The sequence below is a fragment of the Rahnella perminowiae genome (assembly GCF_019049695.1).
Taxonomy (GTDB): domain Bacteria; phylum Pseudomonadota; class Gammaproteobacteria; order Enterobacterales; family Enterobacteriaceae; genus Rahnella; species Rahnella perminowiae.
Genome location: NZ_JAFMOT010000177.1, coordinates 84,957 through 103,473, shown reverse-complemented (window position 1 = coordinate 103,473; position 18,517 = coordinate 84,957). Strand labels below are relative to the sequence as shown.

At 52.5% G+C, this 18,517-nt stretch carries 16 protein-coding genes and 2 pseudogenes; 11 read left to right on the top strand and 7 right to left on the bottom strand.

Annotated elements, in window-relative coordinates; translation table 11 throughout:
• Positions 1-924 (bottom strand): nitrogen assimilation transcriptional regulator NAC, encoded by a 924-nt coding sequence (nac, locus tag J1781_RS13570; RefSeq protein ID WP_129990874.1) that lies wholly within the window; start codon positions 922-924, stop codon positions 1-3.
• Between the two features lie 369 nt (positions 925-1,293).
• On the opposite strand from nac, the gene J1781_RS13565 reads away from it, so the two are divergent.
• Positions 1,294-2,499, top strand: a complete 1,206-nt coding sequence (locus J1781_RS13565; RefSeq protein WP_015690101.1) for a pyridoxal phosphate-dependent aminotransferase — start codon at positions 1,294-1,296, stop codon at positions 2,497-2,499.
• 68 nt (positions 2,500-2,567) lie between these two features.
• On the opposite strand, the gene J1781_RS13560 is transcribed toward J1781_RS13565, so the two are convergent.
• The 3 genes from J1781_RS13560 to J1781_RS13550 are packed head-to-tail and all read right to left on the bottom strand — an operon-like array spanning position 2,568 to position 5,119.
• A complete protein-coding gene (locus J1781_RS13560; RefSeq protein ID WP_205951552.1) occupies positions 2,568-3,554 on the bottom strand; it encodes a 5-oxoprolinase subunit C family protein in 987 nt (328 codons plus the stop codon).
• A gap of 11 nt (positions 3,555-3,565) precedes the next feature.
• Positions 3,566-4,276 carry a 5-oxoprolinase subunit PxpB gene (gene pxpB / locus J1781_RS13555; protein ID WP_129951007.1) on the bottom strand — a complete coding sequence of 237 codons (711 nt, stop codon included), beginning with the start codon at positions 4,274-4,276 and terminating at the stop codon, positions 3,566-3,568.
• 3 nt (positions 4,277-4,279) lie between these two features.
• A complete protein-coding gene (locus tag J1781_RS13550; protein ID WP_041689107.1) occupies positions 4,280-5,119 on the bottom strand; it encodes a transporter substrate-binding domain-containing protein in 840 nt (279 codons plus the stop codon).
• 239 nt (positions 5,120-5,358) lie between these two features.
• Between J1781_RS13550 and J1781_RS13545 the strand changes: the two genes are divergently transcribed.
• The 8 genes and pseudogenes from J1781_RS13545 (at position 5,359) to J1781_RS13510 (ending at position 12,551) form a co-directional block, all read left to right on the top strand.
• Entirely contained in the window at positions 5,359-6,279 is a 921-nt protein-coding gene (locus J1781_RS13545; RefSeq protein WP_217233743.1) for a DMT family transporter, read from the top strand.
• Between the two features lie 118 nt (positions 6,280-6,397).
• Positions 6,398-6,523 (top strand): annotated as a pseudogene (locus J1781_RS13540) (IS3 family transposase); the annotation flags it as partial.
• 251 nt (positions 6,524-6,774) lie between these two features.
• Entirely contained in the window at positions 6,775-7,473 is a 699-nt protein-coding gene (gene dgoR / locus J1781_RS13535; RefSeq protein ID WP_013575998.1) for a D-galactonate utilization transcriptional regulator DgoR, read from the top strand.
• Positions 7,470-8,366: a 2-dehydro-3-deoxygalactonokinase gene (locus tag J1781_RS13530; protein ID WP_217233742.1), complete on the top strand. Its 897-nt coding sequence runs from the start codon at positions 7,470-7,472 to the stop codon at positions 8,364-8,366. Before dgoR ends, J1781_RS13530 begins: the two co-directional genes overlap by 4 nt.
• Entirely contained in the window at positions 8,350-8,967 is a 618-nt protein-coding gene (locus J1781_RS13525) for a 2-dehydro-3-deoxy-6-phosphogalactonate aldolase (RefSeq protein WP_217137954.1), read from the top strand. The genes J1781_RS13530 and J1781_RS13525 overlap by 17 nt, the downstream gene beginning before the upstream one ends.
• On the top strand, positions 8,964-10,112 hold the full coding sequence (gene dgoD / locus J1781_RS13520) for a galactonate dehydratase (RefSeq protein ID WP_015690092.1): 1,149 nt from the start codon (positions 8,964-8,966) through the stop codon (positions 10,110-10,112). The genes J1781_RS13525 and dgoD overlap by 4 nt, the downstream gene beginning before the upstream one ends.
• Before the next feature lie 162 nt (positions 10,113-10,274).
• Entirely contained in the window at positions 10,275-11,591 is a 1,317-nt protein-coding gene (locus J1781_RS13515; protein WP_217233741.1) for an MFS transporter, read from the top strand.
• Positions 11,592-11,600: 9 nt separating this feature from the next.
• Positions 11,601-12,551, top strand: a complete 951-nt coding sequence (locus J1781_RS13510; protein WP_217233740.1) for a 2-hydroxyacid dehydrogenase — start codon at positions 11,601-11,603, stop codon at positions 12,549-12,551.
• 466 nt (positions 12,552-13,017) lie between these two features.
• Here J1781_RS13510 and J1781_RS13505 read toward each other — a convergent pair whose 3' ends face one another.
• Complete coding sequence (locus tag J1781_RS13505; protein WP_238483537.1) at positions 13,018-13,776, bottom strand: MFS transporter; 759 nt, start codon at positions 13,774-13,776, stop codon at positions 13,018-13,020.
• A pseudogene (locus J1781_RS26185) lies at positions 13,751-13,996 on the bottom strand (IS110 family transposase); the annotation flags it as partial. The gene J1781_RS13505 and the pseudogene J1781_RS26185, both read right to left, overlap by 26 nt.
• 267 nt (positions 13,997-14,263) lie before the next feature.
• On the opposite strand from J1781_RS26185, the gene J1781_RS13500 reads away from it, so the two are divergent.
• On the top strand, positions 14,264-16,330 hold the full coding sequence (locus tag J1781_RS13500; RefSeq protein ID WP_217157428.1) for a TonB-dependent receptor family protein: 2,067 nt from the start codon (positions 14,264-14,266) through the stop codon (positions 16,328-16,330).
• Between the two features lie 37 nt (positions 16,331-16,367).
• On the opposite strand, the gene J1781_RS13495 is transcribed toward J1781_RS13500, so the two are convergent.
• The gene (locus J1781_RS13495) at positions 16,368-17,429 is read right to left on the bottom strand and encodes an ABC transporter substrate-binding protein (protein WP_238483532.1); all 1,062 of its coding nucleotides are present in this window, start codon (positions 17,427-17,429) and stop codon (positions 16,368-16,370) included.
• 314 nt (positions 17,430-17,743) lie between these two features.
• On the opposite strand from J1781_RS13495, the gene J1781_RS13490 reads away from it, so the two are divergent.
• Positions 17,744-18,517 carry an HpcH/HpaI aldolase family protein gene (locus tag J1781_RS13490; RefSeq protein ID WP_129951017.1) on the top strand — a complete coding sequence of 258 codons (774 nt, stop codon included), beginning with the start codon at positions 17,744-17,746 and terminating at the stop codon, positions 18,515-18,517.

Here is an 18,517-nt window from a genome sequence, read left to right as displayed (position 1 = left end):
TTACCCCACCAGCGTCAGTGGCCGGTTATCCACCGTGCGGCTGGCCATCAGCGACAGTAAAATCGCTTTGACCGCTTCGGCGGGCTGGGACAGCGGCAGATGGTCGGACATGCAAAATGACAGCGCCGCCTGAATATTCGGTTTATCAATTTTCGCCATCCACGAACCCGAGGCTTTGAGCATCGCACGGGCGGCGGATTCCGGCATGATCGTGCAGCCTAACCCCGCCGCCAGCGCGGCATTGAGGGTGGTTTGCGATTCGATTTCGCACTTCACGCGGTACGTTACTGCTTCATGGATAAACGCGTCGTCGATGACTTTACGCATGATGTTGTAAATGCGCGGCAGGAACAGGTCATACTTTGCCACCTGCGCCAGACTGACGGATTTCAGCGGTTTGCTCAGCGCGTGCGGGCAGACGAAATACAACTCTTCTTTCATCAGCGGCATAAACCGTAATCCGTGAATTTCCCGGTTGCCGTAAATCACCGCCATATCCATCCGGCCATTCATGATCAGCTCGCTGAGCGTGGTGCCGAAGTTTTCATTGAAATACAATACGATGCCCGGATATTGCCGGTGGACTTCTTCCATCAGCGGCAATGCCAGTTGCTGTGCGGCGGTGCCCGGCGCAAGCCCGACAGAAACGCTGCCCGAAAGTGCCAGCGCCGAGCCGTCAATCGCGCTCTGGGCCTGATCGCACTGGCGCAAAATGGCCTGCGCGTGGATATACAAAATCTTGCCCGCTTCGGTCGGCGTCACGCCGCGTTTGGTGCGGATCAGCAGTTGCTGATTCACTTCGCCTTCCAGCGTCGCGAGTTGCTGGCTGAGCGCAGGCTGCGCAATGTGCAGGATATCTGCGGCCTGAGTGAGGCTACCCACATCGACAATCTTGATAAAATATTTAAGGCGGCGGAGATTCACGATGGCATCCTCATCACGGAAACAAGTGGTGTTATAAGTAATGTGTATGAAGCAAGATGAGTGCCAACACGCACTAACAGGCTGATTTATGTCCGATATCCGGTTTTCCTTCTGATTTACCCGCCGATTTATTCACTGTATAGCCGGATGTTTTCTGCCTTTGCGCAGCCTCCCGAATAATGAAAATTCCCGCCTGCACTGCGCCGGTGCAAATTGCCTGATTTGCGCGTTCAGCCATTGTTTTGTGTTATGTCACCACAACAAAGCGCTATTGGTCGGCGCGGTCCGTTCCTCATTACTCTTTCCCCTGAAGTGCCTCATCGCTGTCCGTCTTTTTACGTTCGATAAAAACAATGGAACCCCAGGACCATGCCTGATATCGCCGATCGCTTAAAAAATGTCTCTGTTTCTGCCTCCGTCGCCATGACGCAAAAGGCCCGTGACCTCGCAGCCGCAGGCGTGAACGTCATTGCGCTTTCTACCGGTGAACCGGATTTTCCGACGCCCCCTCATGCCACGGAAGCCGCCTACGCCGCCGCGCTCGGCGGTGATACCCGTTATCCGCCGACCGACGGAACCCCGGCGCTGCGGGCGGCCATTGCGCGTAAATTTCAGCGCGATAACAACCTGAATTACGACGTGAGCCAGATCCTCACTGCAGGCGGCGCGAAGCAAATTATTTTTAACGCGATGCTGGCGACGATTAATCCGGGCGATGAAGTGGTGATCCCGACGCCGTCGTGGATTAGCTATGCGGATATCGTCAAATTCGCGGGCGGTATTCCGGTGCCGGTGGCCTGCCCGGAGGAGAACAATTTCAAGCCGTATCCGCAGGACATCGACGCGGCGATTACGCCGAAAACCAAGTGGCTGCTGCTGAATTACCCGAGCAATCCGACCGGTTCCGTGGCAACCCGCCAGGAATTGCAGGCGATGGGCGAGGTGATGCTGCGCCATCCGGGCGTGTGGATCCTGACTGATGACATTTACGAACATCTGATTTATGACGACGTGACGTTTTATACGCTGGCCGAAGTGGAACCGCGTTTGCTCGATCGCGTGCTGACGGTCAACGGCGTGTCGAAAGCCTATTCCATGACCGGCTGGCGTTTAGGTTTTTGCGGCGGTCCGCAAGATCTGATTAAAGCTATGAGTAACGTGAACACGCAAAACAGCGGCGGCGTCACCACGCTCACGCAGGCGGCGGCGGTCGCGGTGCTTAACGGCCCGCAGGATTTACTGAAAGAGCGCGCCGAAATCTACCGCCAGCGCCGCGATTACGTGCTGGAGCGGTTAACGTCCGTGCATGAACTGCGCTGTCATAAACCGCAGGGTGCGTTCTATCTGTTCGTGAACATTGAAGGCTGCATCGGGAAAACCACCGCAGGCGGGCGTCACATCAATAGCGATGCCGATTTCGTGATGGCGCTGATCGAAGAAAAACACGTCGTCACCGTGCAGGGCGCGGCCTATGGTATGAGTCCGTATTTCCGCATTTCGTATGCGACCAGCATGGAAGTTTTGCAAGACGGCTGCGACCGGATAGCAGAGTTTTGTGCGGAGCTGAAGTCATAATGTCTGAGTCAGAAGCATAAAAAAACGGGCCTGTTCTGGCCCGTTTTCTGTTTCATCCATAGGGCGTTTTAAACCCCCATGATTTTCTTCACCGGCATAACGCTATCGCGCAGGCGGGTGAGCCACTGGCTGATCTGCGCCGCAACAGCAATGGCTTCGCGTGCATCGCTTTTGACCAACTGAATGCTCTGACCGGGCTGAACCTGCGCCAGGCGCCATAAGTCTTCTTCAATAATTCCGGCAATTTTCGGATAGCCTCCGGCGGTATTGGCGTCAGCCAGCTGAATGATCGGCTCGCCGGCAGGCGGAACCTGAACGATGCCGGGGACTAAACCGTATGAACGCATTTCGATGACTTTCGAGGGCGTGACCGGCGCGCCGGATAAGCGGTAACCGGTGCGGTTGCTGTGCAGGGACACTTTCCACGGCTGCGACCAGAAGCGGGGAAGATCGGCTTCAAACAGCGTGTATTCTCCGGCGGGAATAGCCCGCAGTTGCACGCATCCCTCAGTGCTGGTCGGGAATACGTTTGCCAGCGCGATCTCCGGCGGCTCGATGCCCATACCTTGCGCAGGCAGGGGAGATGCGGTGGTTTTACCCGCCGCGAGGCGATCGTTTTTCTCCAGTGGTCGTCCGTCTAAACCACCAAAACCACCACGCAGCGCGGTACTGCGCGAGCCCATAACGACCGGGACGTCAATGCCTCCGGCGACGCACAAATAGCTGCGCGCACCGTAACGCGGGAACTGCATTTCCAGTTCCTGCCCTGCGCGGACGGAACACGCCCACCAGGGCGGAAGATCTGTACCGTCGAGCTTCGTGCGGCAATCTGCGCCGGTGATGGCAATGCTGGTATCGGCGAGAAACCGGACCTTAAACGGAAACATCTGCACTTCAATGCAGGCGGCGTTTTCGTCATTGCCCAGCATGATGTTGCCCGCGTGAAACGCCAGCGGATCCATCACGCCGCTGACGGACACGCCGATATCCCGAAATCCGTTGCGGCCCGCGTCCTGAACGGTATTCAGCGGGCCGGTTTTCACTATTTCAATCACGGCTGGTTCAGTCACAATTCAATCCTTTCTGGCAGAAAGCGCACGCTGTCCCCCGGTGCCATGAGTGCAGGATTCTCCGCCTGCGGGTCAAACAGCGTCAGTTCGGCGAATCCGATGGCGTTCCAGCCGTTTGGCCCGGTCAGCGCGGAAATCCCGGTCTGTGCGCCGCCGATGGTCACGGTGCCTTTGAGCATATTCAGCGAGGGGACTTTTTTACGCGGCGTGGCCAGAGACGGATCCAGCCCGTGGAGATAGCCAAAACCCGGTGCGCTGCCCAGTGAAAACACCGTGTAGCAACCCTCGGAATGGCGATGGATGACCTCGCGTGGCGAAAGCCCGGTATGCTGGCAAACCGCGTCCAGATCGGTGGCATATTGGCCGCCGTAAATCACCGGAATTTCAATCAGTTTGCCTTGCGGATGTACGGCCTGTGCCTGTTCCCAGGCGGCCACCAGCAGGGCAAAGGTGGCGTCGTAATCTGCCGGTGTCTGGCGAAACAGCACCAGCAGATTGGTCACGCCGGGGATCAGTGATTCGATATCATTACGCGCACGCAATGCGACCGCCAGTGACCAGATGCGGCGCTGGGCGGGCAGGTCGAAATCTCCTGGCGCTTCAATCAGCCATGCACGGCTGCCGATGGTGGAGATTTTGATGTTGTCGCCCTGACTGGCAAGAATAAAAGAGGCGCGGGAAGGCGCCTCGTGCGACGCAGTGATCATCGGTTATTCCAGAGGTTCGAATTTAAGGCTGGAGAGCGGCTGTACTTTGTCTTCGCGCACCATTTTGTATTCGGTATTTGGCCCGATCCAGGTATCCCAGATTTTATCGATGGTGCCGTCGTCATCCATCGCTTTCAGGCTGCTGTTAACCTTCGCCAGCAATGCCGGTTCGTCCTTTTTCATGCCGACGCCAATCGGCTCCAGCGCCATCGGCTCTTTGATCATCCCCAGTTCAATGCCATCTTTTCCGGCCTGAGAAATCATTTTGATGGCGGTCATGGTGTTGGTCACAAAGCCCACCGCTTTATTCTGTTCCAGCGCCAGAAAGGCCGACGCAGCATCCTGGAAGGTCACGGCTTTTGCGCCTGCCAGATAAATCGATTGTTCAGACGTTGTGCCTTTGGTGGCGCTGATGCGTTTGCCTTTAAAATCCGCACGAGTTTTATCGACGTTGGGCTTTTTCACCACCAGCACTTCTTTCGCCACATAATACGGGTCGCTGAACTGAATCTGTTGGCCGCGAGTTTTGGTATACGCCAGATTGGCAATCAGCACGTCGGCGCGCCCAGTGGCGATCACCGCAATGCGCGCCTCAATAGACGTCGGCATCAGATTGAGTTTTACGCCCATCTGTTTGGCTAACGCCGTACATAAATCGACGTCCATTCCCGCAAGCTGGCGCGTTTTCGGATCCGGCGACGAGAACGGCGGCACATCGGAATACACGGCACAATTGAGTGAACCGCGTGCCTGAATATCAGAAAGAACATCCGCTTTCGCAGAGGAAAAGGCCGCCATCAGTGGCAACGCCAGCAAGGAACAAGACAGTAACTTCAGTTTCATCATTCATTCTCCGGGATTTTTTAATTAGCAGTGTGTGACGACAACTTCCCCTGGCTCACTGTGAGCAAAACTGGCTGCGGTTTCTTTATGAGTCAGCCCGACTATATAAGCTCACCCTGGCGTTGTATAAGAAGTAAACCCTGTATGGCGATACGCTTTTTGTATGACCGGGAAAAAGGCAGCTCTGCCAGAATAGCGGACAGATTCATCCCGCTGCTCACCAGGAACGAAGGTTAATAATGAACGCCAGAATGGGTATTTCGCTAAAAATATTATCAGCCCTGTGTGCCACATTAATGCTGGCCTGCGTGAAAGGGTTAAGCGGAAATATACCTACCGGAGAAGTGATATTTTTTCGTTCTTTCGTTGCCTTATTCCCGCTGCTGATCTGGCTCAAATTGCAGGGCCCTGTTTTCCCGCAAATTAAAACGAAGAATATATTCGGCCATTTAATTCGCGGTTTTTCCGGCACGGGTGGAATGTATTTTAACTATCTGGCGTTAGTGTATATCTCGCTGGCGGATGCCACGGCGATAAGCTACGCCGCGCCGCTATTTACGGTGGTCATGGCCGCGGTTTTACTGCGTGAAAATGTTCACGCAGCCCGCTGGCTGGCGGTGGGCATCGGTTTCACCGGCATTATCGTCATGCTGTGGGCGCATCTGACAGACAGCGGTTCGCTGCTGTCGGGCAGTGTTAAGCAGGTTTCAGCGGGGCTGGGCGTGATTCTGGCGCTGCTGGCGGCGATGTGTACGGCCGTCTCTTCGGTGCAAATCCGTTTTTTAAATGGCATCGAAAGACCGGGCGCGATCGTTTTCTACTTCTCGCTGATGACCATGCTGATTGGTCTGGCGACGATTTTCTTCGGCTGGAAAATCCCGACTACCTTGCAGCTTTTACTGCTCATCGGTTGCGGATTTTTTGGCGGAATGGCACAGATCCTGATTACCCTGAGCCTGCGTTACGCCGATGCGTCGCTGCTGGCGCCTTTTGATTACACCACGATGGTCTGGTCGATGATGCTTGGTTTTCTGTTCCTCGACAGTTTTCCATCATCTTCCACGCTGGCCGGTGCGTCAATCGTGGCCGCAGCCGGGATTTTCGCCTTATTGAGTGAGAGGCGTATAAACAGAACGGCTATTATCAAATCAGCAAAGTAGGGGAGTAAGGGGGGCGGTAAGCATCCTGATCTCCTCCAGGATATCTCAAACGTGCGTGGAACTAAAACAGGTGTGCTTACATAATGGCTACGCGAATTTTAGCCAAGCCAGCACGGCAATAACGAATTTCATCACAGGATATTACAGCCAGCTCAGACCCCATCAATATAATGGTGGTTTGACGCCGAATGAATCAGAAAGATTGTTCTGGAAAAACTCTAAAGCCGTGGCCAGTTTTTGTTGACCAGTACAGACCTCATACTCATTTTCCTCCAAACAGAAACGTCCTTCGTGCTAACCCATCCTGTTCAGCAAAATCGCAAGGCATTGTCCGTTTTGTGATCTGTATTGCAGTACGTGTTTAATAAATTGTACTACAATTTTCATGAAAATTAAGAACAATAGTTGTGAATTGTACGGTGATCTTGCGACGCATAGGCGCGATACAGGTAAAGTACCCGGCAACTTTTCCTTTTATTCTTTTGTGGAGCCTCTATGAGTAGCCAGGAGTTGAGCAAAACCGATCGCATTATTCTTGAGATAGGGCAGCAAATCGTCAGTGGCAAATATGCCCCGGGGTCTGCATTGCCAGCGGAAACCGAGTTGTGCGAAGAGTTCCAGACGTCACGGAACATCATTCGTGAAGTGCTTCGCTCGTTGATGTCGAAGCGGCTGGTGGAGATAAAGCGTTATCGCGGTGCTTTTGTGGCTTTACGCAACCAGTGGAATTATCTGGATACCGATGTTTTGCAGTGGTCGTTGGCGAATGATTATGACCCGCGGCTGATCCCGGCGATGAGCGAGGTGCGTAATCTGGTTGAACCGGTCATTGCCCGCTGGGCTGCGGAAAGGGCGACCTCCAGCGAATTAGCGGTTATTGAAAAGGCACTTAACGATATGATCGCCGATCACCAAAATCGTGACGCCTTCAATGAGGCTGATATCCGTTTTCACGAAGCGGTACTGGCGTCGGTGCATAACCCGGTGCTGCAACAACTCAGTGTGGCGATAAGTTCCTTGCAGCGTGCCGTATTTGAACGGACCTATATGGCCGATGAAGCCAACATGCCGCGCACATTGAAGGAGCATCAGGATCTGTACGATGCGATACGGCATCAGAACGCAGATGCAGCAGAACAGGCGGCACTGACAATGATCGCCAGCTCGACCAAAAGGCTGAAGGATATTACATGAGAGAAAGCTATATCGCCATTGACTGGGGCTCGACCAATTTTCGCGCCTGGCTCTACCTGAACGGTGAATGTACCGATCACCTGGAGTCAGAAGCGGGGGTTACCCGGCTCAATGGCCGTACTCCTGAACAGGTTTTCCGCGACACACTTTTACCCTGGCAAGCTCATCAGGTACCGGTTCTGATGGCGGGAATGGTTGGCAGCAACGCAGGATGGATGACGGTACCGTATCTGCCTTGCCCGACGCGGCTGACTGATTTCTCCAGACAGTTAACGCGGGTGGAGCAGGCCACACCGTTCAACGCGTGGATTATTCCCGGTCTGAGTGTGGTCAGCGAGGGTAATTGCAATGTCATTCGCGGTGAAGAAACACAGTTAATCGGTGCTTATACAGAATGTCCGGCTTCGCTTTATCTGATGCCGGGAACGCACAGTAAATGGGTACAGATGGACGGTAGCGAGATTGTTGATTTCCGTACCGTCATGACCGGCGAACTCCACCATTTGCTGATGCACCATTCGCTGATTGGTATCGGGCTGACCGGGCAACAGGCAAATCCGGCGGTATTCCAGCAGGGGCTGGAGAGTGGTTTCAAAGAAACCAACATTATTCGCAGTCTTTTTGAGACCCGCGCGGCGCATGTGTTAGGGCAATTAGATAAAAGCGCCGTCAGTGAATGGCTATCGGGGTTGTTGATCGGCAATGAAGTGTCGCAAATGCAGCGGCAATACGGCATCACTGGCGATCAGCCCATCACCTTAATTGGGAGTCCCAAACTGACCGCACGTTACCAGCAGGCATTGAAGTTTGCCGGACTGACCTGGCAAACGCTGGAAGGCGATCGCGCTTTCCAGACAGGTATAAGGAGTATTATCAATGAGTTGGAATACTAAACTTCCGTTAATCGCCATTCTGCGCGGTATCACACCACAAGACGTTCAGGCGCATGTGACAGCATTGCTGGAGGCAGGTTTTGATGCAGTGGAGATCCCACTCAACTCTCCTGACTGGCAGCGCAGCATCAGTGAAACGGTGAAAGAGTTTGGGCATCGGGCGCTGATTGGTGCCGGGACGGTTTTACAACCCGCGCGAGTTGATGAACTGAATGCGATGGGTAGCCGTCTGGTGGTCACCCCTAATATTCAGCCGGAAGTGATTCGTCGGGCTGTGGGGTATGGCATGACCGTTTGCTCTGGTTGCGCGACCGCGACGGAAGCCTTCAATGCACTGGATGCGGGCGCTCAGGCGCTGAAAATCTTTCCTTCCAACGCATTTGGACCGGATTACATCAAAGCGTTGAAAGCGGTGCTACCGCCAGAAATTCCGGTCTTTGCCGTGGGGGGGATCACTCCTGAAAATTTACATCTCTATCTTAATGCCGGTTGTATCGGTGCAGGGTTGGGAAGTGATCTCTACCGTGCCGGACAGTCTGTTGAACGTACGACACAACAAGCTAACGCCTTTGTTAAAGCTTATAAGGAATCAACCCGATGAAAGTGACCAAACTCACCACCTACCGGCTACCGCCGCGCTGGATGTTCCTGAAAATAGAAACTGATGAAGGCATTGTCGGTTGGGGAGAGCCGGTTGTTGAAGGCCGTGCCCGCAGTGTGGAGGCTGCTGTGCATGAGCTGTCTGAATATGTGATCGGACAGGATCCGGCGCGCATCAATGACATTTGGCAGACTCTGTATCGCGGTGGATTTTATCGCGGTGGGCCGATTCTGATGAGCGCGATTTCCGGTATCGATCAGGCACTGTGGGACATTAAGGGCAAAGCCCTGGGCGTTCCTGTTTATCAACTGCTCGGTGGTCTGGTTCGCGATAAGATTAAAGCCTACAGTTGGGTTGGCGGCGACCGCCCGGCAGATGTGATTGAAGGCATTAAAAAGTTGAAAGGCATTGGTTTTGATACCTTTAAACTCAATGGCTGCGAAGAAATGGGCATGATAGACAATTCACGTAAAGTTGACGATGCCGTCGCTGTCGTGGCGCAAATACGTGAAGCATTCGGTAACAGCATTGAGTTCGGACTCGACTTCCATGGCCGCGTCAATGCACCTATGGCGAAGATTCTGATCAAAGAGCTCGAACCTTACCGTCCGCTATTTATCGAAGAACCGGTACTGGCCGAACAGGCAGAATACTATCCTCGTCTGGCTGCTCAGACACATATTCCCATTGCAGCCGGTGAACGCATGTTCTCGCGCTTTGAGTTCAAACGTGTATTGGCCGACGGTGGTTTAGCCATTATCCAGCCGGATTTGTCGCACGCGGGTGGGATCACGGAATGCTTCAAAATTGCGGCGATGGCAGAGTCTTACGATATTTCGCTGGCACCGCATTGTCCGTTGGGGCCGATCGCACTGGCTTCTTGCCTGCATCTGGATTTTGTGGCGCGTAATGCGGTATTCCAGGAGCAGAGTATGGGTATCCATTATAATAAGGGTGCCGAATTATTGGATTATGTCATTAATAAAGAAGATTTTACCATGACGGATGGTTATTTCTATCCGCTGAATAAACCCGGACTGGGCGTTGAAATTAATGAGGAGTTGGTGATTGAGCGCAGTAAGAATGCCCCTGACTGGCGCAACCCAATTTGGCGTTATGAAGATGGTGCTGTCGCCGAATGGTAACCTGTTCTATATATTTTAAGTAACAGAGATATCAAGTAAAACTATATCAATAAAGCAATTAATAATAATATCGATATATCCGTATTTGTTTTTTAATCCACATTAGGTGGGATGGCCATCTTATGCCCTGACACCAGGGACAGACTCATTAAGGTGATAATAATGAACATCGATCTGTGCTCTACAACACTAAAAAAATTAAACGCAAAAATAATACCTTTTATTATTATTTGCTACTTTGTTGCCAATCTGGATAAAACCAATATATCCGTTGCGGCACTGCAAATGAATGCCGATTTAGGCTTGTCTGCCAGTATGTATGGCCTGGGTGTCGGTATGTTCTATATCTCCTACATTATTTTTGAAATACCCAGTAACGTCATTATGACGCGGGTTGGTGCACGCATCTGGATTGCGCGCATCATGATTACCTGGGGGATTGTCAGCGCCGGGATGTCACTGGTCCATACGCCGACACAATTGTATGTGATGCGCTTTTTGCTGGGTATGGCAGAAGCCGGGTTTACACCGGGGATTATCTACTATATCTCCTGCTGGTTTCCCAAGAGCAACCGCGCCCGTGCCATGTCGTTCTTCTATATGGGATCGGTGCTGGCGTCAGTGATTGGATTACCGATTTCCGGCAGTATTCTCAATATGCACGGCATTGCCGATATCGCGGGCTGGCGCTGGCTGTTTGCGATGGAAGGCATCCCGGCCATCATTCTCGGCTGTCTGGTACTGTTACGTCTGCCGGATACGCCAAATCATGCCACCTGGTTGAGTGCGGACGAGAAAAAATGGCTGAACACCCGGTTACAACAAGAGAATAGTGACGTAGAAGTAGGGAAACATCATTCATGGGCCAGTGCGCTCAGGAATAAAGTGGTATTGATGTTGAGTCTGGTGTGGTTCCTGCAAGCATTTTGCTCAATTGGTATTACACTCTTCCTGCCGCTCATTATTAAAAGTGTGGCTACAGAACAGAGTAATTTTGTTATTAGCGTTTTGTCGGCCATTCCTTTTGCCTTTGCCGCGATCTTTATGTACGTGAATGGACGCCATTCAGATCTTACCAAAGAGCGCTCGCTGCATCTGGGGGTGCCGTTAATTATTTCCGGCTTACTGCTGGCTGCCTCGATATATACCAGTAACCTCTTTGTTGCCTATATTATGCTGGTATTGACCGTCGGCTTTAACTTCGCGCTGACCCCGATATTCTGGGCGGTAACGACCGAAAAATTAGCGGGTGTTGCTGCGGCGGCTTCTATCGCTTTCATTAATGCCATTGCCAACTTTGCCGGTCTGGGATTGCCGCCATTGCTGGGGAAAATAAAGGATGTCACCGGCAGTTTCCATTATGGCTTATTGATCATTGCTACGGCACTGGTTATCGGCGGCATCGTCGGTATCTATGTTGGCCGTCCGGCTAAAGTAATAGTGACAAAATCGTCAGCCTCATCATTATCGCAACACTAAGGTCTTGTTATGAAGAATATCGCGGTTAAACAGAAAATATTGAAGCAGGCATCGCTGCCAGATCAGTTGAATGCACAACTGAACGCGCTATACGATGTGTATGAATACAACGACATGGCCGCCGGGGAGTTTGACCGGCTGGCCGCCGAGTTTCGTGTAGTACTTACTAACGGCGAAGCCGTGGTCAGTCGCGAATTTATGGGACGGCTACCTAACCTTGAACTTATCAGCGACTTTGGTGTTGGCTATGACGGTATTGATGTTGCCGCAGCAAGAGAACGTGAGATCGCTGTGACCCATACCCCCGGCGTATTGACGGATGACGTCGCCGACCTGGCCATGGGGTTGATACTGGCAACGTCACGCCAGATCCCTGGAGCACAACGCTTTATCGAACAGGTGGCATGGCAGAAGGGCGGTTATCCCTGGACCCGTAAAGTCTCAGGAGCGCGGTTAGGCATTATTGGCATGGGGCGTATTGGGCGTGCTATCGCCAAACGCGCGGCTGCATTTAATATGTCGATCGCCTATACGGATCGCGCAGCACTTGCCGACATGGATTACACCTTCCATGCAACATTGCTATCGCTGGCCGGGGCGAGTGATTTTCTGGTGGTCTGTACCAACGGTGGTGCAGAAACCCGCGGCCTCGTTAATCGCGATGTATTGAATGCTCTGGGCGCAGAAGGCATTCTGATCAATATTTCCCGTGGATCGGTCGTCGATGAGCGGGCGCTGATTGAAGCCATCGAAGAGGGGACACTCGGGGGAGCCGGTCTTGATGTTTTCACCGACGAACCGCACGTCCCGCACGCATTGTTACACCGGGCAAATGTGGTGGTCACGCCGCATATGGCCAGTGCTACCTGGGCGACGCGCAAAGAGATGTCGCGTCTGGTGCTGGAAAATGTCAACGCCTATTTTGCTGGCGAGCCGTTGGTGACGCCTATTCCGCAGTAACCGAGTGAAAACGTATTCTGCATTTAAATCAAAGCGTGGCGTTAAGTCGCGCTTATTTATTGTCAGCGTTAAGCCACCTCCCGGGAGGAGGTGATTGTCCCTGTGAGGCTTTAGCCTGAAGGAGGTCCATGTCAGCTTACTCACCACAAGTCCCGTTTGGGGGATAATCACGTTGTTCTTTCGCAGTCATCGCCGTCCGGGACTGACCACTGAAGGGCGCATCTGTCTGCGGGCAATACGGCCAGCTTTCAGCCAGATAAAAGGTATCGTACTTGTTCCCATTACTCTTATGCGCGAAGAACAGGAGAGGGGCTTGCTGATTGTCCCGCAGGAAATGCCGATTAGTTCACTGATTGCGTATTACCTTGTATACAAGGAGTTCGCCATATTACAGAAGATAAGTCGCCGCTTCCGTAACTGGATAACGACTACCGCAGCAGCAGCCAGGAATGAACATTCAGATAAACTAGGGAATGTCAGAATGCATCACCGCATTCATCAGCGCTAGCAACAGATGTACCAGTGCTGATAAACCCATCAGTACGGTTATGGGGGCCTGCGTGCATGAGAATATCAGCCCGGCCAGCGCGATGCCCACCAGGGAACCTGTTTGCCTGAAAGTGGTATGTATGGCTGAGGCGGTACCTGCTGTGTCCCGCGTTCTGCCTGCAAGTACGAGTGCGGTCATTGGCGGTACGGCAAACGCCACGCCACCTGCGAGCAGGGCCATTGAGATAAAGACCAACAGGGTTATCTGTCCGTTTAGCAATATCATTCCTGCATAACCCGCGCTGCCTGCGAGAAGGCCTGTGACCATTTGTTTTTTTATTCCCCAGCACCGCATTAACCGCCCGGCGGACAGATTGCCTACGAAGAGAAAAAATGCCAGCGCCATTAACGGCAGCGTACTCTGACCCCATTCCTGTTCCAGGAGCTGTATCAGGACCCAGCTCAGACAGCCCAGGGTGGCCATCGCCAGAACCTGGCCGGTGAAATCCAGCGCCCGTAAACGGGATGGCAAGGCAGCAGGCAACAGCCTGTAACCGGAACAGATGCCGTATAGACCCACAGGCAGGTTGATGAGAAAGATGCTGCGCCAGCCGAAATCCCCCACCAGAACACCGCCAAGCACCGGGCCTGCCGCCGCCGCAACGGACACCAGACCGCCAAACATGCCGATTGCCTGCTGTCGTGCATGTCTGTCGGGGATTAATGACGACAACATCAAAATCTTCAGACTGAAGATAGCAGGCTGCATCGGATTCCAGACCTCCTGTTGCTTCCATCAGGATTAGTTTTATGCTATTTCGGTTTAAACGATTGATTATTCTAATAAAAATATCATTATCATTTGACATCGTTAACTGACTGATAATATGACTGTTCGCAATGTCCAGAATGCTTTTAGGTACATCAATTCCCGCGCAAATAAAATGGCAGTTCAGATTCAAAAAAATTCCACATGATATTCAAATAATTTGAATCTTTTTTTGAAAAACCGAACATTTCCTCTCAAAGGCGCTACAGGCTGTGGAAAACCTCGATTTCCATCCTCATTCTATTAAAAAAGTCGACTGTCTAATCGAAGAGTAATGTTCAAAAAAATTCTTGACATAACTTTACTGTACGTAAGGATATGTTAATTCTTTTTGATAATGGTAATGTTTATCAAAATCATTACTAATTACATACATTATCATTCAGGGTTGAAAATGAAATACAACAAGATAGCCTCGGCGCTCGCCGTGATTCTGGCAGGAAAATTCGCTTACGCAGCAGATCAAACTATCGTGGTATCCGGTAACGTGCTTGGGGACTCGCGTGCCGAAGAGGTGAAAACCTGGGCTGGTAGCCGGACCGTGATTAACAACGACCAATTGCAGAAAGGGGCAAATCGCACGCTGGATGACGCGTTACAACGCGTTCCTGGCGTGAAAATTCAGGACGAAACGGGCACTGGCGTGTTGCCGCAGATCGCGGTTCGCGGCCTTTATGACAGCCGTAGCGGTCGCGCACAGATCCTTGAGGACGGTATTCCGCTGGCGTTAGCACCCTACGGTCAGGAAGGGATGTCGTTATTCCCGGTGACGTTCTCTACCATCGACCGCATTGACGTAGTGCGCGGCGGTGCAGCGGTGCAGTATGGCCCGAATAACGTCGGCGGCGTGATCAACCTGATCAGCAAGCCTATCCCGGTGAAATGGGAAAATGAAATCGGTGAGCGCGCTACCTTCTACGGCAAAGGGCGAAATCTGTGGGATACCTATCTACGGACTGGCGGCATGCTGAATGATGATTTCGGGCTGCAAGTGGAGGCCAACCAGGTGAAAGGCAGTTCGTTCCGCGAGCACAGTGACAGTAAAGTACAGAACTTCCGCGTGCGCGGCCTGTGGAATATCAATGAAGACACCACGTTAAATCTTTCTTATCAGTACTATGACGCGCATGCCGATCTGGCCGGTGCGCTTTCCACTGCGGATTATCTGAGCGATCGCCGTCAAAGCACTCGTCCGTACGATGATTATGACGGCCACACGAAGCGATACAGCGCGGTATACAACCAGCAGTTGGGATCGCTCGGTTTCATCGATTCGGCGGAATTTAACTGGATGTTCTTCGGTCATGAATCAGACCGTGATTTCCATGTTGGGATGAGTAAAATTCCGGGGCAGAACTTCAACCCGGCGCTGCCTGCCGATATCGTGCAAAACTCCCCACGTAATTTCAAAGTATGGGGTACCGAGCCCCGTATTAGCCTGGATGTCGATGGTGACAAGGTGAACCAACAATGGATCATCGGTGGTCGTTTCGTCAGCGAAAAAGTGGACTATCAGGTGCGTCAGCAGGCGCTGGCGACCGGGGTCACGACGGTGACGCGCGACTGGAATTTTGATGATAAAGCCTGGGCGGGGTATATCAGTAACGCCGTGAAATTGTTTGGCGATACCCTGACCATTACGCCGGGCATGCGCTACGAGAACGTCAGTGAAAAATATGTGGATAAAAAGAGCGGCCAGCGTACTTCTTCGCCGGATACACAGTGGCTGCCGGGGTTGACCGTTGGCTATCAGTTGGCACCAGAGTGGTTCCTGTATGCTGATATGCAAAAGAGTTTGCGTCCCGCGCAAGTGACACAGATTGTGAAGGGCGGGGATGTCAGCTCAGAACTGGCATGGAACTATGAAAGTGGCGTGCGCTACACGCCCATGGACAACCTCAGTCTGCATGCGGGCCTGTATCGTATCGATTATAAAGATCAGATTTCCTATGACAGCACCTCTGACAGCTACCTGAACATTGGTCGCACTCGTCATCAGGGCGTGGAGCTGGAAGGTTTCTGGAGCCCGGCAGCGGTCGACGGGCTGAAACTGCACGCCGGTTATGCCTATTTGCAGGCGGAGCAGCGTAACGGCGTCAACCGTGGCAAAGAGGTGCCCTATGCTTCCCGCACCCAACTGACGCTGGATGGCAGCTATGAATGGCGCGGTACCACGTTATCACTGGCGAGTTACTACTTTAGTAAATCCTTTGCTGATGCAGCAAACTCGGTAAGCGAAAACAGCACCGGTTCGGTTGGCGAGATGCCGTCTTACTGGGTGTGGAACACGCAAGTGAGCCGCGATTTGTATAAATCTGGCAGCACGGTAATGAATGGTTATATTGGGGTGAACAACCTGTTCAATCGTGACTACTGGTTCCGTGGCGTTGATACCAGTCCGTGGGGACGCCAACCGGCGCCAGGCCGTTCAGTGACCGCGGGTGTTAGCGTGAAATTCTAAACCTGATAAGCCCGCTCGCACTGAGCGGGCTTAGTTTTTATAGCTGGATGAAAAACAAGCCGCGATAGGGCATGCCGATAAAATCACGATAGAGTGCTTCAAGATCGGCTTGCGGATCCACATCGGCAAATGACTGCGGATGGAACAGTTTAGCCATTGCCTCCAGCGCCACGACGTTGAATGGACTGTCGTAGAATTGATGGTAGATGGCCATGACGCGATGCCCGTTTGCCACAGGCAATACACTCAACATGGGACGCTGCATGAGTGCCTGCAAACGTGGCAGGGTAGTTGCTCGCGTCGCGTCATAACCGAGGGGAACGGCCAGCGACGTCCTACCGCGCTGGCTCCAGTCCGCTCCACTCATCAGATAAATATCCGGTCGTGCAACGATCAGCAACTCCGGGCTAATGTCCGCGCCTTGTGGCGGCACCTTATCGGCAATCAGGTTGCGCCCACCGGCGGCTGGAATGAACTCGCCGAAACTATCACGACCAAATACCGCGCAGCAATTCATGCCGCTCATCCCTGCATGATTCTCAAACACCACGCCAGGCCACTGATCTTGTGGGATTGCCGCAATGCGTTCCTGGGTACGCGCCAGCAATTGATTCCAGCGCTGAATAAAACGTTCGGCATTCTGGGTTTCGCCGGTCACTGTCCCCAGCAGGCGCAGACTGACCGGTGTGTTGGTCAGTGGCTTGTGGCGGAAGTCGATAAAGATCACCGGGATGCCACTCTTTTCCAGTAGTGCCAGCGTACCTTCGCCGCGCAATTTCGCCAGGATACCGATATCAAACACCACCAAATCCGGTTTTAACGTCATCGCCTGCTCAACGCTGAACGTACTGCGATACGGATTGATAAATACAGGAATATCGCTTAACCGTGGGTATTGACGAGCAAAGTAGCGGGCCATATCGGGCGCACGGGTTTTTAACGAGTCGTCCCAGGCCACAATCCCTTTCAGCGCATCGCCAGGATGCAACAAACTCATCGTCAGTAGCATGCGACTATCGGCCAGTATGATGCGTGTTGCCGGGGCATTGAGCGTCACATTTCGCCCGGCAAGATCGGTGACGGTGACCGGCTTTGCCATGCCGGACACGGGCCAAAACAGGATAGAAAACAGTAAAAGCCACTTGCCTCTCATTAATCTTTTCTCTTTTTGAAAAATCCGCTGTTGAAGTTTTTCTAACGTGATGTTGATGCACGTTATCGTCGTTAAAGGGGAATTACGTCTAAATATCGTGGAGATACCTTAGGGTTCAGGTAATCCAGCCACACAAGTTAAGGTAGATAAGTCACCGTCACACAGTGAATATAGTTAACTATTCTTGTCAAATCATTTGAAAAAGATCGACAGAATGGTAATGATAATGCAAACGATAAGCATTATTAAATGGGTTTCGCATGATTTCTCTGACTTCACCTGATGAACGCCTGCAGTCGCAATCAGCGCTGTATGGCATCCTCAACTCCGTTCCGCATCCGACTATTGTGGACATGATTGCTACCGCGGGTTATGACTTCGTTCTGCTTGACCTGGAACACTTACCACACAACGAAACACTGTTAAGCCACTGCATTCAGCTGGGGCAACTCAAGGGGTGTATTCCTCTGGTGCGTATCACTGTGGATGACATTCCGCGCGCCGGCCGCATTCTCGATATGGGTGCGCATGGCATTGTGCTGGCACGTACCGAAAATGCACAACAAGTGAGTGCGCTTTGTGATGCGATGTTCTTCCCGCCGTTGGGTACGCGCGGCATCACCGGTGGCAGTGTCACTGGTTTTGGCACGATGCCGCTCGGCGATTACATCGGCCATGCGAATGAGAAGTTGTGGCTGGTACCCATGATTGAGACGGTGCCCGGCATTGACGCCATCGATGAAATCCTGCGTATTCCGCAAGTGACACTGGTGATGGAAGGAGCACTGGACCTGGCAATGAGTATGCAGCTCGGCCCGCAACCGTCGCATCCTGATGTTGAAATGCATATCCGCTTACTTGCCAGCCGCTGTATCGCCGCAGGGAAGCGTTTCTGTGCTAATCCCCGCACACCGCAACAGCAACAGTTTTGGCGTAGTCAGGGTATTGATTGCTGGCTATGCGGCGAAGACCGCGGCTTCCTGTTTCGCACCCTGAAACAACACCTCACCGATTTTGTTTCCCCTAATCCTTAG